Here is a 14,505-nt window from a genome sequence, read left to right as displayed (position 1 = left end):
CCAAAGCCCGATTGCAGGTCCATGATGCCCATGGTGAAACGCGGCAGGTTCAGCAGCGCGCCTTCGCCCACGGTTGCCATGATCAGCCCCAGAAGCGTCATCAAAAGCGCCTTGGCCACATTGCCGGTGCCCGCAAAGGCCGCGATTGCGGAAAGCCCGACCACCATCAGCGCAAAATATTCGGCCGAATGAAACAGCAACGCCACCGAGGCCAGCATGGGCGCAAAGATCATCAGCAGAATGGCCCCGATCGTGCCGCCGCAAAACGATGAGATCGCGGCCACGGTCAACGCCTTGCCCGCCTTGCCCTGTCGCGCCAGAGGGTAGCCGTCGAAACTGGTGGCCACGGTCGACGCGACCCCCGGCGCATTGATCAGGATGGACGAGGTCGAGCCGCCGAAAATGGCCCCGTAATAGACCCCCGCCAACAAGATCAGCGCCGCAGACGGATCCCCGATGGAGATCGCTACCGGGATCATGATGGCGATGATCGACATCGGCCCCAGCCCCGGCAGCATGCCGATGAATGTGCCAATAAGACAGCCGCCGATGACCATCAAAAGGTTGGTGAGCGAAAAGGCCGTTGAAAGCCCGATCATCAATCCTTCAAGCATTGCCTCACACCCCCAGAAAGAACGGCCATGGCCGCAGGAAGATGCCAAGCACCTCTTGCACCAGATACCAGATGAACCCCGCCGCAATCACCGCGATCGGCAGCAGGATATGAACCCGGCGTTCGCCCAGAACCAGCGCGCCGATGACCAGAAAGCCGGTGGTCGATAACAGGAATCCCGCTGGCCGCAACAGCAGCGCATAGGCCACCATCAGGCCAAGCAGGGTCAGCGCCTGGCCGATCTTGTAGTCACCCAGTCTGCGATAGTTGATATCCTGCGCACCGGGTTCCTTGGCGGGTTTTTCCAATCCCAGAAGAATGACCAGTGCGGCCAGAATGGCCAATACGGACAGCACCTTGGGAAAGGTCGAAGGCCAGACCGGATTGCGTTGCATGAAGGGAGGCAACGCGGCATCCATGGTAAAGAACGCGGCATATCCATAGGCCAGGCATATCATCAGGATCACCAATGCGATCCACCGGTCGAGCGCTATCATGGCTGTTTTCCCTTCTCTGCCGTGGCCTGGTTCCGGGCCGTCCCCTAATGAAAAGCCGCGCCCGGGATGTGCCCGGACGCGGCTGAATTTACGCGACCAGGACTTACAGGAAGCCCAGAGTGCGCATCAGATCACCGATCACCTGTTCCTGCTCTTCCAGGAAGGCGCGGAAATCTTCACCCGAGTTGTGGATGTTGACCCAACCGTTGCGGGCGCGAACTTCTTCCCATTCCGGCGTGTCATACATCGCCGACAGCGCTGCCTGATAGGCGGCAACCTGATCGTCGGGCATGCCCGGTGCGCCAAAGAAGCCGCGCCAGTTCACGAATGTGACATCGATGCCCTGCTCCATCATTGTCGGAGCATCAGGATAGGCATCCACACGCTCGGACGAGGTGACGCCGATGATGCGCACTTCGCCGGCATTGGCCAGATCGACGGCCTCGGAAAAGCCGGTCGACAGCGCCGCGATCTCACCTGACAAAAGCGCCGCCATCGCGGCCCCGCCTGCATCATATGGGATGTAGGTCACGCCAAGCGGATCTTCGCCCGCAGCCTGCATCACCATGGCCGCAACCAGATGATCCATGCCACCGGGAACCGAGCCGCCGCCGATTGCCGTGCCCTGCATATCGGCACGGAAGGCGGCCAGCAGATCATCCATCGACTGAATGTCGCTATCCGAGTTCACCACGATGGCGGCATAATCGCCGATGGTGCCCGCAACCAGGGTCAGATCCGAGAAATTATACGGAAACACGCCCGTCAGGGACCGGATCACGATGGGGGTGGAATTCACCATCAGCGTGCCATACTGGCTTTCGGCATTTTCGATCAGATAGCCGATGGCCACGCCACCGCCGCCGCCCGACATGTTCTCGTAGCTGGCCGAACCGATCAGGCCGGCCGCCGTCAGCGCCTCGCCAGTGCCGCGCGCGGTGCCATCCCAACCGCCACCGGCACCGCCAGGGATCAGGAAGTGGATGCTGTCCAACACCTGGTGCCCATCGGCAAGCGCCGGGGTGCCAAGGCTCAAGGTTGCTACCGCCGCAGCCGCAAAGGCCCGGCGGGTCAAGTTCAATTTTGTCATTGTCGTTCTCCCAGTTTGACAAAGCGGGGCGAGCCTGCCCATCTCTCATTATCAACACCTGAACCTGACACTTACCTGTCACGCGAGCCACCAGGAGGGGCGGGGGTCATGCGGTTTCTGCTTGTCGAGGATAATACCCAACTGGCCGCCGCCATTCTGGACCGGCTTAGCCAGGATGGCCATGTCGTCGATCATGCCGCCGATCTGGCAACCGCAGGAGATTATGTCGCCACCACAGATTACGATCTGATTTTGCTGGATATAATGCTGCCCGATGGCGATGGCCGCGACTTTCTGAACACGCAGCGCGCGCGCGGTGCGACCACGCCCGTTATCGTGCTGACGGCCCGATCCGAGGTCTCGGACCGGGTCGGGGCGCTGGATATGGGGGCCGATGATTATATCTCGAAACCGTTCGATTTTGCCGAGCTTGAGGCGCGCTGCCGGGCGGTCCTGCGCCGCCGGGCGGGCACGGCCACCAACCGGATCCGATTCGGAAACGCCGATTTTGACGCGCTGGCGGGCACCCTGACCGTTAACGGAAGCGCCATATCGCTGCGCAATCGGGAACTGCGCCTGCTGGAGGTTTTCTTTGCCGCGCCGGGCCAGATCATCCCGAAGCCGAAACTGGTGGACCGGCTGTTTTCCTATGATGAAGATGTCTCGGAGAACGCGATCGAGGTCTATGTCGGGCGGTTGCGCAAGCATCTGGAGGGTTCGGAAGTTTCCATCGTCACCGTGCGCGGGCTGGGCTACCGGCTGGCGGTGCCATGAGGCTGGCATTCGGCACCCGCCCGTCGATCCGCCGTCGCCTGACGCTGCAATTGCTGACCAGCGCGGCGATTCTGGCTGTCGTCCTGTTTCTTATTGTCTCGAACTTCGCCCGCCAGATCGGCGCGGAATCGCAGGACCGGATCCTGTCGGCCTCGGTCGCGTCGATCCTTGATGCCGTGTCGGTGGCCTCGGGCGATGTCACCGTCGATATCCCCTATTCGGCCTTCACCATGCTGGACAATGCCTATGATGACCGGGTTTTCTACCGGATCCTGCAAGATGGCGCAGTGCTGACAGGCTATGACGACCTGCCCGAAACCACGCCCGGCTTCGCCACCCTGCCCTATCGCAATGAAACCCTGCGCGTGGTCACCGCCACACGCCGCCTGTCGGTTGATGGCGCACCGGTTGAAATCGCGGTGACCGTCGGGCAGACCCGCGATGCGTTGTCAGAAACGCTGCGACGCATTTCGCGCATGGCGGTCTATCTTGGTCTGGGGTTCTTTGCGGCCTCTGCGGTGCTGGCGGTTCTGGCGGGGCAGGTCACGGCCGGATCATTGCGGCGTCTGGCAGATTCGGTCTCGCGCCGTGGGCCACAGGATCTGCGCCCGGTCGAGACCGAAGTGCCAAGCGAAATGCTGCCGCTGGTGCGCTCGCTCAACAGTCTGATCGAACGGCTGTCCACCGCGTTGAACCGGACCGAGGATTTCATCGCCGAGGCTGCGCACCGGGTGCGCACACCGCTGGCCACGGTCCGCGCCCATGCCGAAAACACCCTGCGCCGGGTCGACAAGGAAGAAAACCGCCAATCGCTGCGCGAAATGATCCGCGCGATCGACGAAAGCAGCCGTGCGGCAGGGCAGTTGCTGGATCATGCGATGGTATCGCTGCGGGCCGATCAACTTGAACTGGAACCGGTCGATCTGAATGCCCTGACCGGGGAATTGGTGGACCGCCTGCGCCCGGTGGCCGAACTGAAGGATATGGATATTCAGTTCGAGAAGGGCCATACCGGGCCTATCATGGGCGATGCGATCCTTATTCAGAACGCGGTGCGCAACCTTCTGGACAATGCCATCAAATATGCCCCGTCCGAAACGCAAATCAGTGTCTCGACCGCCATGGATGGCCCCTTCGCCCGGTTGACGATCCGCGATCAGGGTATTGGTTTTCCGCAAACCGATGCCGCCCCCCTGACCGGCCGTTTCGCGCGGGGCGACAATGCCAGCGGCGTGGTCGGGTCCGGCCTGGGGCTGACCATCGCCGATGAGGTCGCGCGCGCCCATGATGGCAGCCTGGAAATGTATAACAACACAAGGAGCCCCGGCGCATGTGTCGTCTTGTCCTTTCCCTTGCGCTAGGCCTCTGGGCCTTGCCGCTGGCGGCATTTGAAACCGAGGAGCTGGTGCTGTTCCCGGCCGAAAACGAGACCGTCGAGCTGCGCGTCATCTCGACCGCCGACACCGAACTGTTCGCCCCGTTCATCGCCTCGTTCCAGGCCAGCAACCCCGGCATTTCCATCGCCTATCACGTCGTCAGCTCCTCCGAGATCATGGTGGCCCTGGCCGAAGAAGACGTGTCCTTTGATCTGGCCATTTCCAGCGCCATGGATCTGCAGGTAAAGCTGGCCAATGACGGGTTGGCACAACCCTATTCATCAGACCAGACCCAGGCCTTGCCGCCCTGGGCACGCTGGCACGATCAGGTTTTTGCCTTCACCCAGGAACCGGCCACCATGGTCCTGTCGCGCGCCGCCTTCGAGGGCTTGGCCGTGCCCCGCACACGTCAGGAACTGATTGCCCTGCTGCGCGACAACCCCGACCGGTTCACCGGCCGGATCGGCACCTATGACGTTCGCACCAGCGGGCTTGGCTATCTCTTTGCCACCCAGGATGGCCGCACATCGGAAACTTTCTGGCGACTGGCCGAGGTCATGGGCGGGCTTCAGACGCAGCTTTATTGCTGTTCCAGCGACATGATCGAAGATGTCGCGGCCGGGCGCATCGCAGTGGCCTATAATGTGCTCGGCTCCTACGCACAGGCGCGCGAAGATCTGCATGACGCGATCTACATCATCGCGCCCGAAGATTTCACCACCGTCATGCTGCGCACCGTGCTGATCCCCGAAAGCGCAGAGTTTCCGACCGAGGCCGGGCGCTTTGTCGATCATCTGATCCAGACCTCCTGGCTGGGCGGCGATGGGGCCTTTGCCTATCCGGGCATTTCCCCCGAAGGATTGTCCGGCAATGCCAGCCTGCGCCCGATCACGCTTGGCCCCGGGCTGCTGGTCTATCTCGACCGGCTGAAACGACAACAGTTCCTGCGCGAATGGGAAGCCGCGATCGTGCAGCCGGAATAGCGCGCGACGGCATCGGCCAATATGTCGGCGGTGTGGCCCGATATCTGGCGATCCCGGGAGGATACAGGATTTATCATCAAGCCAATCCGTTGGCTTGGCGAACAGCATAAATCCTTCGGTTGATTCCAATACAGAAAATTTGGGTCTGGCGAACGTAAAGGGCAGCACTCGCTCCGCATTTTCCAAATCCATGAAGGCCGAACACAAGGGCATGTCGCGGATGCTTGGCTATTGCCTGACCCTCGGCACTGCCGACGCCTGGTCGGATTTCAGTCAAGTGGCGGCGGCTCGGCTTTCAGAAATTGAATGCGCCTCGCTGGCCTTCGCCGCGCTGCAAGCCCTAAACCCGGACTCTGCCGAACTAACGGCGGGCGCGGCAATCGGTGCTGCTGGTGCGCCTCTGCCGTCCTTCCTTGGCGGGATGGATGAAGCCCGGTTCTGGGCATCATACGCCAGCCGGGCCGAACGCAAGGCCTTTGCCCTTGCCGCCTTTGAGGCGATGGCCCCGACGGATCAGGCGGCGTTCTTTCAACACATTAGCGAAGTGGAGGTTGCTGCATGAAAATGCTTGTGCATCGAACCCCGGTTGCAGTGGTGCAGCCCTTTGACCTTGATCTGGTGAAGCTCCACTTGCGTGTTGACCAAAGCGAAGACGACACGGCCATAATTAACATGGGTCGAACCGCAGCGGCTGAGATCGAACAGTTTGCCCAAATTGCCCTGCTGACCCAAACCATTCGTGTCACTATCTTTGATCCCTGCATAGGCACTTATCTGAACCTACCGATTGGCCCGGTGGCAGACAATGAAGTGCCGACCGTGACGATTGACGGGGTAGCTTTCACCGGCTTCGAGCTGATCGGCGGCAACCGTCCTGTCATACGGTGGCTGACCGGCTATCCCGACGCGCCGCCAAGCCGGATGACAATTTCCTATTTGGCCGGTTTCGGCGCGACGGCGGCGGACATTCCGCCCGACCTGGCACAAGGCGTCATGGACCAGGCCGCGCTGCACTATGACGCCCGCTCGCCTATGGACGCCCGCGCGCTCACCACGTCACCACATATGGCGCGGATCGGTGCCCGGTATCGCGGGGTGCAGCTATGACCGATGCCGAGCTGGATGAAATCCTGACCTACCGCTGGCCCCTCGTTTTACGGCGGGTCATGGCCGACACCTCAGACGATTGGATCAAAGGCTTTGTCCGGTCCATCGCCAGGCACGGGAAGCGCCCGGCGTGGCGTCCGACCAACAAGCAATCGCAGATCATACGGCGGCTGGTGTCCGAGCTTAAGGACGCGCCCGAGCCTGATTTGGAGGTGATCGAGGATTGAAAGAGAAAGCCCGCCGATTGGACGGCGGGCTTATGCGATGGCTGGCTTTCACGGGTTAGCCGGGGCCTTCGCATCACAGTGCTACCGGGGAACGGGCCACAGCACAAGGGCAGCTATTCCGCATCACGCGGTCTCTCCAAGCCCCAAGGCCCCACTGCCACCCTCACGGCGGTGAACATGGGAGAGCGGACCGAGCCGAGGGAAGGGCAGGTCTGGCCTAAGCGACGGCCCGGCTCCAGTGAGCAGGCAAGATCGCGGCGGTCGGGGCGGGAGGCGGGTTTTCAACCCCGCTACGTTAACCCGCTTTCCGACCGTCACAACGAACCCTCACCAATGAGCAGAGGGCAACGAGCAACGAGCAACGGATGAACGAAGAGAAGCGCGCGATGCAAATCAACACAGGACAGTCAGACTTCTTCGCAAGTGGTCCCAATGCCGCGACTTTCGGTTCGGCGCGGGACCGTCGAGGAGAGTTATCAATTTTCGCGCAGGACGCAGAATCCGGCAACGGCACCCCGGCGGAGCGAGCCATGCAATTCATGCATAGCTTGAAGGTGCCAGAAGGCCCGAACGCCGGAAAACCTGTTTCGTTGGCACCCTTCCAGCGCAGTTTCATTGAAGGCGCGATGGCTGATGACACCGCCAACGCCATTCTCAGCATCGGGCGCGGCAACGGCAAATCAGCGATCACCGGCGGGCTGGCGCTTGGCGGTCTGATCGGGGTTTGGGATCGACAACCCCGCCGGGAGATCATCGCAGCCGCCCGGACCCGGGATCAGGGGCGCATCATCTGGGATTTTGTGGCCGGTTTCGCATCAACCCTGCCGCTCGAGATTCAACGCCTGCTGATCTATCGTCGGGCACCGCGCCTAGAGATCGAATATACCGGCGACGGCGGCGGGCACGTCCTGCGCGTGATCGCGGCGGACGGCAAGTCGGCCCTCGGCGGCGCGCCGACCATGGCCATTCTTGACGAGCGCGGGCATTGGGCGCTGGATCGCGGCGACGAGCTGGAACATGCCCTGTTGTCAGGTCTGGGCAAGCGTGACGGGCGCGCCTTTCTGATCAGCACCAGCGCCAGCGATGACACGCACCCATTTTCTCGCTGGATTGACGATCCTTCCCCCGGCTCCTTTATCCAGGAACATCGGCCTGCACCGGGCTTGCCTGCTGATGACACGGAATCGTTGCTGATCGCCAACCCCGGTGCACCTCATGGCATCGGCGGTTCTCTGGAATGGCTTGAGGCGCAGGCGAAACGAGCGATTTCGCGCGGCGGTTCAAGCCTCACCAGTTTCCGACTCTACAACCGGAATGAGCGGGTGTCGGGCGAATCGCGGGATCTTCTGATCACGCTGGACGAATGGCTCAACTGCGAAACCGCGACCCTGCCGCCCCGCGAAGGCGGCGTGGTGATCGGCATCGACCTGGGCGGCTCGGCCTCAATGACGGCGGCGGCGTTCTACTGGCCCCAAACCGGGCGGCTGGAATGCCTGGGCACCTTCCCGTCCATGCCGAGCCTCTTGGATCGGGGCCAGAGCGATGGCGTAGCCGGGCGCTATGTCGAGATGCACGAGCGTGGTGAGCTGAACGTTCTGGGCGACAAGACGGTGCCTGTGGCGGCATGGCTGGCCGAGGTGATGCGCCATGTCGAAGGCGAGCCGGTCACCGCGATCACGATGGATCGCTACAAACAGGCCGAGCTTGGCGAGGCGCTTAATCGGGCTGGCGTCCGCGCGCCGCTGGTCTGGCGTGGTCAGGGTTTCCGTGATGGCGGCGAGGATTGCGAGCGGTTTCGCCGCGCGGCCTTTGACGGGCTGGTGAAAGCGCGGCCTTCCCTGTTGATGCGCTCGGCATTTGCTGACGCGGTTTGCCTGCGCGACCCGGCCAACAACCTCAAACTGGCAAAGGCGCGATCTACCGGACGGATCGACGCGGCGGCGGCGTCCGTTCTTGCCGTGGCCCAGGGTGCGCGCATTGCGGCGCAACCCAAGACAAAGGCGCGGCTGCTATGGGTGTGAGGCGCGATCATCACCGCTTTTCCAAGCGTGTCACCCGGACCAAACGCTGGCAGGCACTGCGGATGGAGATCCTCGAGCGTGACCGCTTCCGGTGCTGTTCCTGCGGCTGCGGCGGACGCCTTGAGGTGGACCATATCAAACCCGTCAGGACGCACCCCAAGCTGTCCTATGACTCCGGCAACCTTCAGGCACTTTGCCCGAGTTGCCACACCAGAAAAACAAGGATCGAGTGCGGGCATCCCCCGCCCCGAGAAGACCGCCAGGATTGGCGGAAAGCTGTCGAGGCGCTGTCGCGTCCCGATGAAAGAGGCATCGAACAGAAGGAACCCAATGATGCTTGAGAGTGTGAAAATCGCCCGGCGGCAAAGCGAAATCCGCCAGAACCTTTCCGAGCTTGCGGGCAAGGAAACCCCGTCTGAGGACGAAATCCGCAACATGGACGAGATGGACCGGGAATACCGTTCCAATGAAACCCGCTATCGCGCGGCCCTGATCGCAGAAGATACCGAACGCCGAGACGCTGGCGATGAGCTGGAAACCCGTTCCGCGCAGGAATGGGCCGACCTGATGGCCGGTTTCGAGATGCGCCAGGTCGCGCTTGCCCTTGATGAAGGGCGGCAACTTGATGGCCAGACGGCAGAGATTGTGACCGAACTGCGCAACGCGGGCGGCTTCCGGGGCATTCCGATACCGTGGCAGGCGCTTGAAACTCGGGCCGGTGAGACCATCGCCAGCGGCACCCCGAACCCGATCAGCACCCGGCCCATCATCGACCGCCTGTTTCCTGACAGTGTGGCGGCACGCATGGGCGCGCAGATGATCAGCATTGACGCGGGCGCGGTGGAATGGCCGGTGACGACCTCTGCCGTCACTGCCGGTTGGGCCGATGGCGAGATTGCGAATGTCGCCGGGCCGACAACTTATGCCACCACCGACCGCGCCATGTCGCCGGATAACAACCTGGGCATTCAGATGCGCATCACCCGCAAGACGCTCAAGCAGTCCGGCGCGGCTCTGGAACAGGCGGTGCGGCGCGACATGAACGGGGCCATGGGCGCGGCGATGGACCAGGCTGCTTTCCTTGGCACCGGTGCAAATGGTCAGCCGCTTGGCGTAATCACCGGCGCGGCGACATATGGCATCACGTCCACGGCGGTGGCTGCATTGGCGAGTTGGGGTGCATTCCGTTCTGCCGTCACCCGGTTCATGACGGCGAATGCCGCCGGATCGCCGGACGCGGTGCGCGCCCTGATCCGGCCCGAGTTGTGGGACTATCTGGACGGCGTGTTGATCAGCGGCACGGCAGTGTCGGAATGGGACCGGCTGGTGAAAAACCTGCCCTCGGCCAACATCGCCATGACGAACAACGCCCTTGCCGCCCCGTCCGGGATACCCTCTGCCACTTCGGCGCTGCTGACCACTGCGGCGGGCGGTGTTGCTCCGATCTTCATCGGCGCATGGGGTGCTGTGGACATGATCCGCGATCCTTACAGCGATGCGCAATCCGGCGGGTTGCGGATCACGGCACTGGCCACCATGGACGTGACCGTAGCGCGCCCGGCGCAGCTCGAGATCATGACCGGCCTCGAGCTTGAGGTTTAACATGCTCTGGGGTGCACATATCGGCAGCCTTGAGCTGCGCACCGAGGGCGGAGAAATCCGCCTTCGGGCAACCTTTCCATATGGCCAGGAAACGGTGCTGGCCGAACGTCTGGGCGCGGGGCGTGAGCGCCGGGAAATGGTCGCGGCCCGTGCTTTCGCGGATCGCCTTGAACGTGGTGAAGACGTGCATTTTCTGGCCGGGCACGACTTCAACAAACCGCTGGCCTCACGATCCGCCGGCACGCTGACCTTGTCCGAGACCGATGACGCGCTGACGATGGAAGCGACCATCGGTCCCGAGATGGGGCAAGTGTCCTATGTCCGGGATTTCCTGTCCGCCCATGCGGCCGGGTTGGTGCGCGGTCTGTCACCCGGCTTTCGGGTTCGCCCGGGCGGCGAGACGGTGGAGGAACGCGGCGATGCGATCCTGCGCACCATCAAATCGGCGGACCTGATCGAGATCAGCGCCGTCACGAAACCGGCCTACAGCCAAGCCCAGATCGAGGCGCGCAACTGGCAACCCATTGGCGAGGTGGCAAAACGTGTTGTCCGCCACGTCGCCGCGACGCGGTGGAGGTGATCATGATTGGATGGCTTATGAACAAGTTCCGCCCGATCGAAGAACGATCGAGCGGATCAGGTTACACCGCTCAAATCATGGCGGCGCGGGACAGCTATATCAGCGGACGGCGCGGCGTGGCCGAGCTGACCGCAACGGTGCAAAGCTGCGTTTCACTCTGGGAAGGCGGTTTCGCAATGGCGGACGTGACCGGCACCGGCCTGTTGACCCGCCAAACGATGGCCCTGATCGCCCGCGCGGCGGCATTGAATGGCGACGTTGTGTTTCTGATCACAGACCTTGGCCTGGTGCCTGCAACCGATTGGGACGTGACAACGCGCGACGGAAAGCCTCGCGCCTATCGCCTGTCCATTCCTGAGGCGGGCGGCGGTCGCACTGTCACCGCATTGGCGGCTGAGGTTCTGCATCTGCGCATCGGGGCTGACATGGTGTCGCCCTGGATTGGCACCGCGCCGTTGCGGCGGTCCAGCCTGACCGGGGCAATGCTTCACGCGGTAGAATCGTCGCTGGCCGAAACGTTTGAGAATGCCCCGTTGGGCAGCCTGATCGTGCCTCTGCCGGATACCGGGGCCGATGACATGGAATCCATGCGCGGCGCGTTCAAAGGGCGGCGCGGTTCCACACTGGTGATCGAGGGGGTGGCCCAGGCGACGGCGGCGGGCATGAACCCGCAAATAGGCCAGAAACCCGATCAGCTTTCGCCGGACCTGTCCAAGAGCATGACGGCGGAAACGCTGGCATCGGCACGCGAAGGCATCTGCATGGCTTATGGCGTCCTGCCGTCAATGGCGAACCGCGCCGCCACTGGCCCGGCTGTCAGGGAAGCGCAGCGCCAGCTTGCAATCTGGACCCTGCAACCCATCGCGGAGCTGCTGGCCGAGGAGGCAACGGCCAAGCTCGGAGCATCGGTCGTGATCGACACCATCCGCCCACTGCAAGCCTTTGACGCTGGCGGACGCGCCCGTGCGCTGTCTGCGATCATCAAAACGATGGCCGAGGCAAAGGCCGCAGGGATACCGCCGGCTGACGTGTCCGGGGCCATGCGCATGGTGGATTGGGAGAAATAGGGCAGGTTCTGCCTGGGCATCTTTGACGATTCATAGCCCGAAATGACCCCGTTAGTCGGTGAGTGGGTAAACCCCGACAGCGCGCGGCCTGCCGCAGAGATCCAGCGGGCGCGGCGCGCACAACAACTACGAGTGTTTGCCGAAGATCGCGGATCCCAGGTCGGTTATTCGCAACCCTGTAATGCCGTAGTGCTCGCAGGTGTCTTCGACAATCCAGCCATTGGAAATGGAGCTTGCGATAGTCTTGGGGCCGATACCGACAAGGCCGCGACGGTCCTCAACCGAGTCGAGGCAAAGTTTTTGAAGGAGTTTCATTTCGAGATTGTTCGGTTTCATCACTGCTTATCCTTCAATCTCACGCCCGCACCACCACCATTCTCGGCAATAAATTCTACGCCCGCATTTTCAAGCGCGGTCTGAATCTCATTGATAGTGGCCTGAGACACTGTGGCCGCACCAGTCTCCGCGCGCTGGATCGTCTTTGAAGACGTGCCAATCATTTCTGCCACGGCGTCTTGTGATAGGCCCTTGAGCGCTCGCGCCGCACGAAGTTGATCTGCTGTTGTCATTTTCTAGTTGTCCTGTTTCGGACATTGCTGTATGTCCTGTATCGGACAATACCACAAACGGAGACATTAACAATGACCAATGAACGCGCCAGCGCGGACACCGCCGCTTTGCCCCTCAACCCGGTGAGCCATTGGGAAAACGATGAAGTAAAGGGCCATGCCCTATGTGCAGAAATGTTTTTCCGGGAGCATGTTGAACATGCTCAAGCTCTGCGGGATAAACAGGCCACGTATCTTGCGAGCTTGCCGACCGATCCGCGTGAGGTGATCCGCGCGGCGCTGAAAGCCATGCACCCGGACGGCGAAAAATATCCAGACGGGTTCGAGGACGCCTTGCACCTGTCCTTTGCCCTCGAAGCGCTGGCGCAGTCCGGCGACCTTGACGCCGAAGGGCCCTATCGTGACGCCGCTCTCTACATCAACCGCAGCATTTCAAACGGGTTGTCCCGCGCGGCCAGAGAACTTGACCGGATCAGCGGTCTTCTCAGCAACCCGTCGAGGATCGAGAGTGAGGCGGAATATCCAGAGGCTCGTCAATGATTATGAGAACCGTCGCGCGTGTCTAGCACAAGGCCGTTGACTTGGTTTACGCTTTGGATTACTAAAATGAAAACCAAGGAGAAGCAAATGCCATCTGTCGCAAATTGCACCCGCATCGTCACCGGCTTGACTGGCATCTCCACTGGTGAAGTGGCGAAAGTTGCACGGCGACTGATCGACGGAAAATTTCTTCCGAAGAGCAGTGGCCGCGACATTAGACAGGTCAGTGCCAGCCAATTTCTGGTTCTGTTGGGTGCGGTGGCGCTTTCTCGGAAGCCTTCACAGAATGTCGAAATCGCAACCGCCTTGCAGATCCTTCCTCTCGCCTCGGATGATTGCGAGGGCATTTTCTTTCCTGAGATCATCGGTTCGAGGATCGAGTTCAAGGATGAACGCGGTTGGCCCGAAATTTGCGGACATGAAGCCATGTTGGTTTTCCATAAGACACCCAACGGATACACAGTTTCGTTTCAAGAACAGGAAATGTTCTTCGAGTTCTGGCGCAACAAGAGTTGGGGCGGCTATTCCCGGACCAGTTTTACAGTGTCAAAAGAAGGCATTCACTACATCGCCCGTCAATTCGCAATTGCCGACAACCTGGATGAATTGTGCCCACCATTCACCAAGGTCAGCGACAGCGAGCAGGGAGAAGAAATTGATTGATGGAACGCCGCCCCGCCCTTCTCAAGCAATCCGACCTGACCCGTTATGCCAAGGCATTGCAGGCGGCGGGCATTGACGAATGGCGGGTTGTAGCCAGGCCCGACGGCTCACATGAGATCATCGCCAGCAAAGCCACAGGCGGCACCGATACAACGGGCTGGGAGGACGTATGAAACACCGCAAGGAATACCCCGGCGCGACATCTTACACTGACATGAGAAAAAAACGCCGCTGGCGGTATCGGAAAAATGGCAAGACCTTTGGACTCGGCACTGACTACGGATCGCCCGAATTTATTCGCCTCTATGAGGCGGCAGTCAAAGGCGCAAAGGCAAAAGGGATGATTGGCGCGGACAGGATCACCCCCGGCACCGTCAACGACCTGGTTGCGCGGTTCTACACCATCGCCTTTGCGGGCGACCGCCTGGCGAAAAGCACCAAGGCAAGTTATCGTGGAATCATCGAAAAATTCAGGGCAGAGCATGGGCATCGCCCGGTTGCCACGCTGAAACCCCATATCATCGAAACGCTGATCGCAAAGAAGGCGGACACACCGAACGCGGCAAACAACTTTCGTAAGCGGCTTGCGCAACTGCTTGACCACGCGGTGAAACTGGAATGGCTGACCGTCAATCCGGCGCGCCTGACCAAGCCATTGCAGATCGACGGCGGCGGGCATCACACTTGGACAGAGGCTGAAATCAGCCGCTTCTATTCCATCCATGAGCCGGGAACTTTGCCGCACCATATCATGACGCTGATGCTCTGGACCGGCGCGGCGCGCGTTGATGTGGTC

Annotated in this window: 20 protein-coding genes; 15 read left to right on the top strand and 5 right to left on the bottom strand. The window is 61.4% G+C overall.

Features of this window, described 5'->3' with window-relative positions:
* The 3 genes from ACW8PS_RS09675 to ACW8PS_RS09665 form a co-directional block, all read right to left on the bottom strand.
* Positions 1–614, bottom strand: a 614-nt coding sequence (locus ACW8PS_RS09675; RefSeq protein ID WP_491527172.1) for a tripartite tricarboxylate transporter permease, incomplete at its 3' end; no start/stop codon positions are given.
* A 4-nt stretch (positions 615–618) separates the two neighbouring features.
* Complete coding sequence (locus ACW8PS_RS09670; RefSeq protein ID WP_491527173.1) at positions 619–1,107, bottom strand: tripartite tricarboxylate transporter TctB family protein; 489 nt, start codon at positions 1,105–1,107, stop codon at positions 619–621.
* A gap of 106 nt (positions 1,108–1,213) precedes the next feature.
* Positions 1,214–2,200, bottom strand: coding sequence for a tripartite tricarboxylate transporter substrate binding protein (locus ACW8PS_RS09665; RefSeq protein ID WP_491527171.1), 987 nt, complete (start codon positions 2,198–2,200; stop codon positions 1,214–1,216).
* Positions 2,201–2,308: 108 nt separating this feature from the next.
* Between ACW8PS_RS09665 and ACW8PS_RS09660 the strand changes: the two genes are divergently transcribed.
* The 11 genes from ACW8PS_RS09660 to ACW8PS_RS09610 all read left to right on the top strand — a co-directional run bounded on the left by ACW8PS_RS09660 (position 2,309) and on the right by ACW8PS_RS09610 (position 11,937).
* Positions 2,309–2,974, top strand: a complete 666-nt coding sequence (locus ACW8PS_RS09660; protein WP_491527169.1) for a response regulator transcription factor — start codon at positions 2,309–2,311, stop codon at positions 2,972–2,974.
* Positions 2,971–4,335, top strand: coding sequence for a sensor histidine kinase (locus tag ACW8PS_RS09655; RefSeq protein ID WP_491527168.1), 1,365 nt, complete (start codon positions 2,971–2,973; stop codon positions 4,333–4,335). The genes ACW8PS_RS09660 and ACW8PS_RS09655 overlap by 4 nt, the downstream gene beginning before the upstream one ends.
* Complete coding sequence (locus ACW8PS_RS09650) at positions 4,305–5,333, top strand: ABC transporter substrate-binding protein (RefSeq protein ID WP_491527167.1); 1,029 nt, start codon at positions 4,305–4,307, stop codon at positions 5,331–5,333. Before ACW8PS_RS09655 ends, ACW8PS_RS09650 begins: the two co-directional genes overlap by 31 nt.
* Positions 5,334–5,427: 94 nt before the next feature.
* On the top strand, positions 5,428–5,895 hold the full coding sequence (locus ACW8PS_RS09645) for a hypothetical protein (RefSeq protein WP_491527166.1): 468 nt from the start codon (positions 5,428–5,430) through the stop codon (positions 5,893–5,895).
* Positions 5,892–6,440, top strand: coding sequence for a head-tail connector protein (locus ACW8PS_RS09640; RefSeq protein ID WP_491527165.1), 549 nt, complete (start codon positions 5,892–5,894; stop codon positions 6,438–6,440). Before ACW8PS_RS09645 ends, ACW8PS_RS09640 begins: the two co-directional genes overlap by 4 nt.
* On the top strand, positions 6,437–6,667 hold the full coding sequence (locus ACW8PS_RS09635; RefSeq protein ID WP_491527163.1) for a hypothetical protein: 231 nt from the start codon (positions 6,437–6,439) through the stop codon (positions 6,665–6,667). Before ACW8PS_RS09640 ends, ACW8PS_RS09635 begins: the two co-directional genes overlap by 4 nt.
* Before the next feature lie 626 nt (positions 6,668–7,293).
* Positions 7,294–8,688: a terminase TerL endonuclease subunit gene (locus ACW8PS_RS09630; RefSeq protein ID WP_491527162.1), complete on the top strand. Its 1,395-nt coding sequence runs from the start codon at positions 7,294–7,296 to the stop codon at positions 8,686–8,688.
* Positions 8,679–9,029, top strand: a complete 351-nt coding sequence (locus tag ACW8PS_RS09625) for an HNH endonuclease (protein ID WP_491527161.1) — start codon at positions 8,679–8,681, stop codon at positions 9,027–9,029. The genes ACW8PS_RS09630 and ACW8PS_RS09625 overlap by 10 nt, the downstream gene beginning before the upstream one ends.
* Positions 9,022–10,290 carry a phage major capsid protein gene (locus ACW8PS_RS09620; RefSeq protein WP_491527160.1) on the top strand — a complete coding sequence of 423 codons (1,269 nt, stop codon included), beginning with the start codon at positions 9,022–9,024 and terminating at the stop codon, positions 10,288–10,290. The genes ACW8PS_RS09625 and ACW8PS_RS09620 overlap by 8 nt, the downstream gene beginning before the upstream one ends.
* Before the next feature lies 1 nt (position 10,291).
* Positions 10,292–10,870: an HK97 family phage prohead protease gene (locus ACW8PS_RS09615; protein ID WP_491527159.1), complete on the top strand. Its 579-nt coding sequence runs from the start codon at positions 10,292–10,294 to the stop codon at positions 10,868–10,870.
* 2 nt (positions 10,871–10,872) lie between these two features.
* On the top strand, positions 10,873–11,937 hold the full coding sequence (locus tag ACW8PS_RS09610; protein WP_491527158.1) for a phage portal protein: 1,065 nt from the start codon (positions 10,873–10,875) through the stop codon (positions 11,935–11,937).
* Between the two features lie 126 nt (positions 11,938–12,063).
* Here ACW8PS_RS09610 and ACW8PS_RS09605 read toward each other — a convergent pair whose 3' ends face one another.
* A complete protein-coding gene (locus tag ACW8PS_RS09605; protein WP_491527157.1) occupies positions 12,064–12,273 on the bottom strand; it encodes a hypothetical protein in 210 nt (69 codons plus the stop codon).
* Positions 12,273–12,506, bottom strand: coding sequence for a helix-turn-helix domain-containing protein (locus ACW8PS_RS09600; protein ID WP_491527156.1), 234 nt, complete (start codon positions 12,504–12,506; stop codon positions 12,273–12,275). The genes ACW8PS_RS09605 and ACW8PS_RS09600 overlap by 1 nt, the downstream gene beginning before the upstream one ends.
* A 72-nt stretch (positions 12,507–12,578) precedes the next feature.
* Here ACW8PS_RS09600 and ACW8PS_RS09595 point away from each other — a divergent pair, with 72 nt between their 5' ends.
* From ACW8PS_RS09595 to ACW8PS_RS09580, 4 genes are all read left to right on the top strand, one after another.
* Entirely contained in the window at positions 12,579–13,046 is a 468-nt protein-coding gene (locus ACW8PS_RS09595) for a hypothetical protein (RefSeq protein ID WP_491527155.1), read from the top strand.
* A 66-nt stretch (positions 13,047–13,112) separates the two neighbouring features.
* Positions 13,113–13,709 carry a hypothetical protein gene (locus ACW8PS_RS09590; protein ID WP_491527153.1) on the top strand — a complete coding sequence of 199 codons (597 nt, stop codon included), beginning with the start codon at positions 13,113–13,115 and terminating at the stop codon, positions 13,707–13,709.
* Positions 13,709–13,882 carry a hypothetical protein gene (locus ACW8PS_RS09585; protein WP_491527152.1) on the top strand — a complete coding sequence of 58 codons (174 nt, stop codon included), beginning with the start codon at positions 13,709–13,711 and terminating at the stop codon, positions 13,880–13,882. Before ACW8PS_RS09590 ends, ACW8PS_RS09585 begins: the two co-directional genes overlap by 1 nt.
* A partial coding sequence (locus ACW8PS_RS09580) for a site-specific integrase (protein WP_491527151.1) occupies positions 13,879–14,505 on the top strand: 627 nt, incomplete at its 3' end. The genes ACW8PS_RS09585 and ACW8PS_RS09580, both read left to right, overlap by 4 nt.

Source organism: Alterinioella sp., assembly GCF_058343375.1.
The sequence above is the reverse complement of the archived record's forward strand: the minus strand, read 5'-3'. Positions and strand labels throughout refer to the sequence as shown.

Excerpts from the sequence above, each read along its gene's own strand:
- ACW8PS_RS09610 (WP_491527158.1), top strand. The coding sequence starts at position 10,873 with ATGATTGGATGGCTTATGAACAAGTTCCGCCCGATCGAAGAACGATCG.
- ACW8PS_RS09615 (WP_491527159.1), top strand. The coding sequence starts at position 10,292 with ATGCTCTGGGGTGCACATATCGGCAGCCTTGAGCTGCGCACCGAGGGC.
- ACW8PS_RS09650 (WP_491527167.1), top strand. The coding sequence starts at position 4,305 with ATGTGTCGTCTTGTCCTTTCCCTTGCGCTAGGCCTCTGGGCCTTGCCG.
- ACW8PS_RS09590 (WP_491527153.1), top strand. The coding sequence starts at position 13,113 with ATGAAAACCAAGGAGAAGCAAATGCCATCTGTCGCAAATTGCACCCGC.
- ACW8PS_RS09585 (WP_491527152.1), top strand. The coding sequence starts at position 13,709 with ATGGAACGCCGCCCCGCCCTTCTCAAGCAATCCGACCTGACCCGTTAT.
- ACW8PS_RS09660 (WP_491527169.1), top strand. The coding sequence starts at position 2,309 with ATGCGGTTTCTGCTTGTCGAGGATAATACCCAACTGGCCGCCGCCATT.
- ACW8PS_RS09595 (WP_491527155.1), top strand. The coding sequence starts at position 12,579 with ATGACCAATGAACGCGCCAGCGCGGACACCGCCGCTTTGCCCCTCAAC.
- ACW8PS_RS09605 (WP_491527157.1), bottom strand. The coding sequence starts at position 12,273 with ATGAAACCGAACAATCTCGAAATGAAACTCCTTCAAAAACTTTGCCTC.
- ACW8PS_RS09600 (WP_491527156.1), bottom strand. The coding sequence starts at position 12,506 with ATGACAACAGCAGATCAACTTCGTGCGGCGCGAGCGCTCAAGGGCCTA.
- ACW8PS_RS09630 (WP_491527162.1), top strand. The coding sequence starts at position 7,294 with ATGGCTGATGACACCGCCAACGCCATTCTCAGCATCGGGCGCGGCAAC.
- ACW8PS_RS09665 (WP_491527171.1), bottom strand. The coding sequence starts at position 2,200 with ATGACAAAATTGAACTTGACCCGCCGGGCCTTTGCGGCTGCGGCGGTA.
- ACW8PS_RS09625 (WP_491527161.1), top strand. The coding sequence starts at position 8,679 with ATGGGTGTGAGGCGCGATCATCACCGCTTTTCCAAGCGTGTCACCCGG.
- ACW8PS_RS09655 (WP_491527168.1), top strand. The coding sequence starts at position 2,971 with ATGAGGCTGGCATTCGGCACCCGCCCGTCGATCCGCCGTCGCCTGACG.
- ACW8PS_RS09635 (WP_491527163.1), top strand. The coding sequence starts at position 6,437 with ATGACCGATGCCGAGCTGGATGAAATCCTGACCTACCGCTGGCCCCTC.
- ACW8PS_RS09640 (WP_491527165.1), top strand. The coding sequence starts at position 5,892 with ATGAAAATGCTTGTGCATCGAACCCCGGTTGCAGTGGTGCAGCCCTTT.
- ACW8PS_RS09620 (WP_491527160.1), top strand. The coding sequence starts at position 9,022 with ATGCTTGAGAGTGTGAAAATCGCCCGGCGGCAAAGCGAAATCCGCCAG.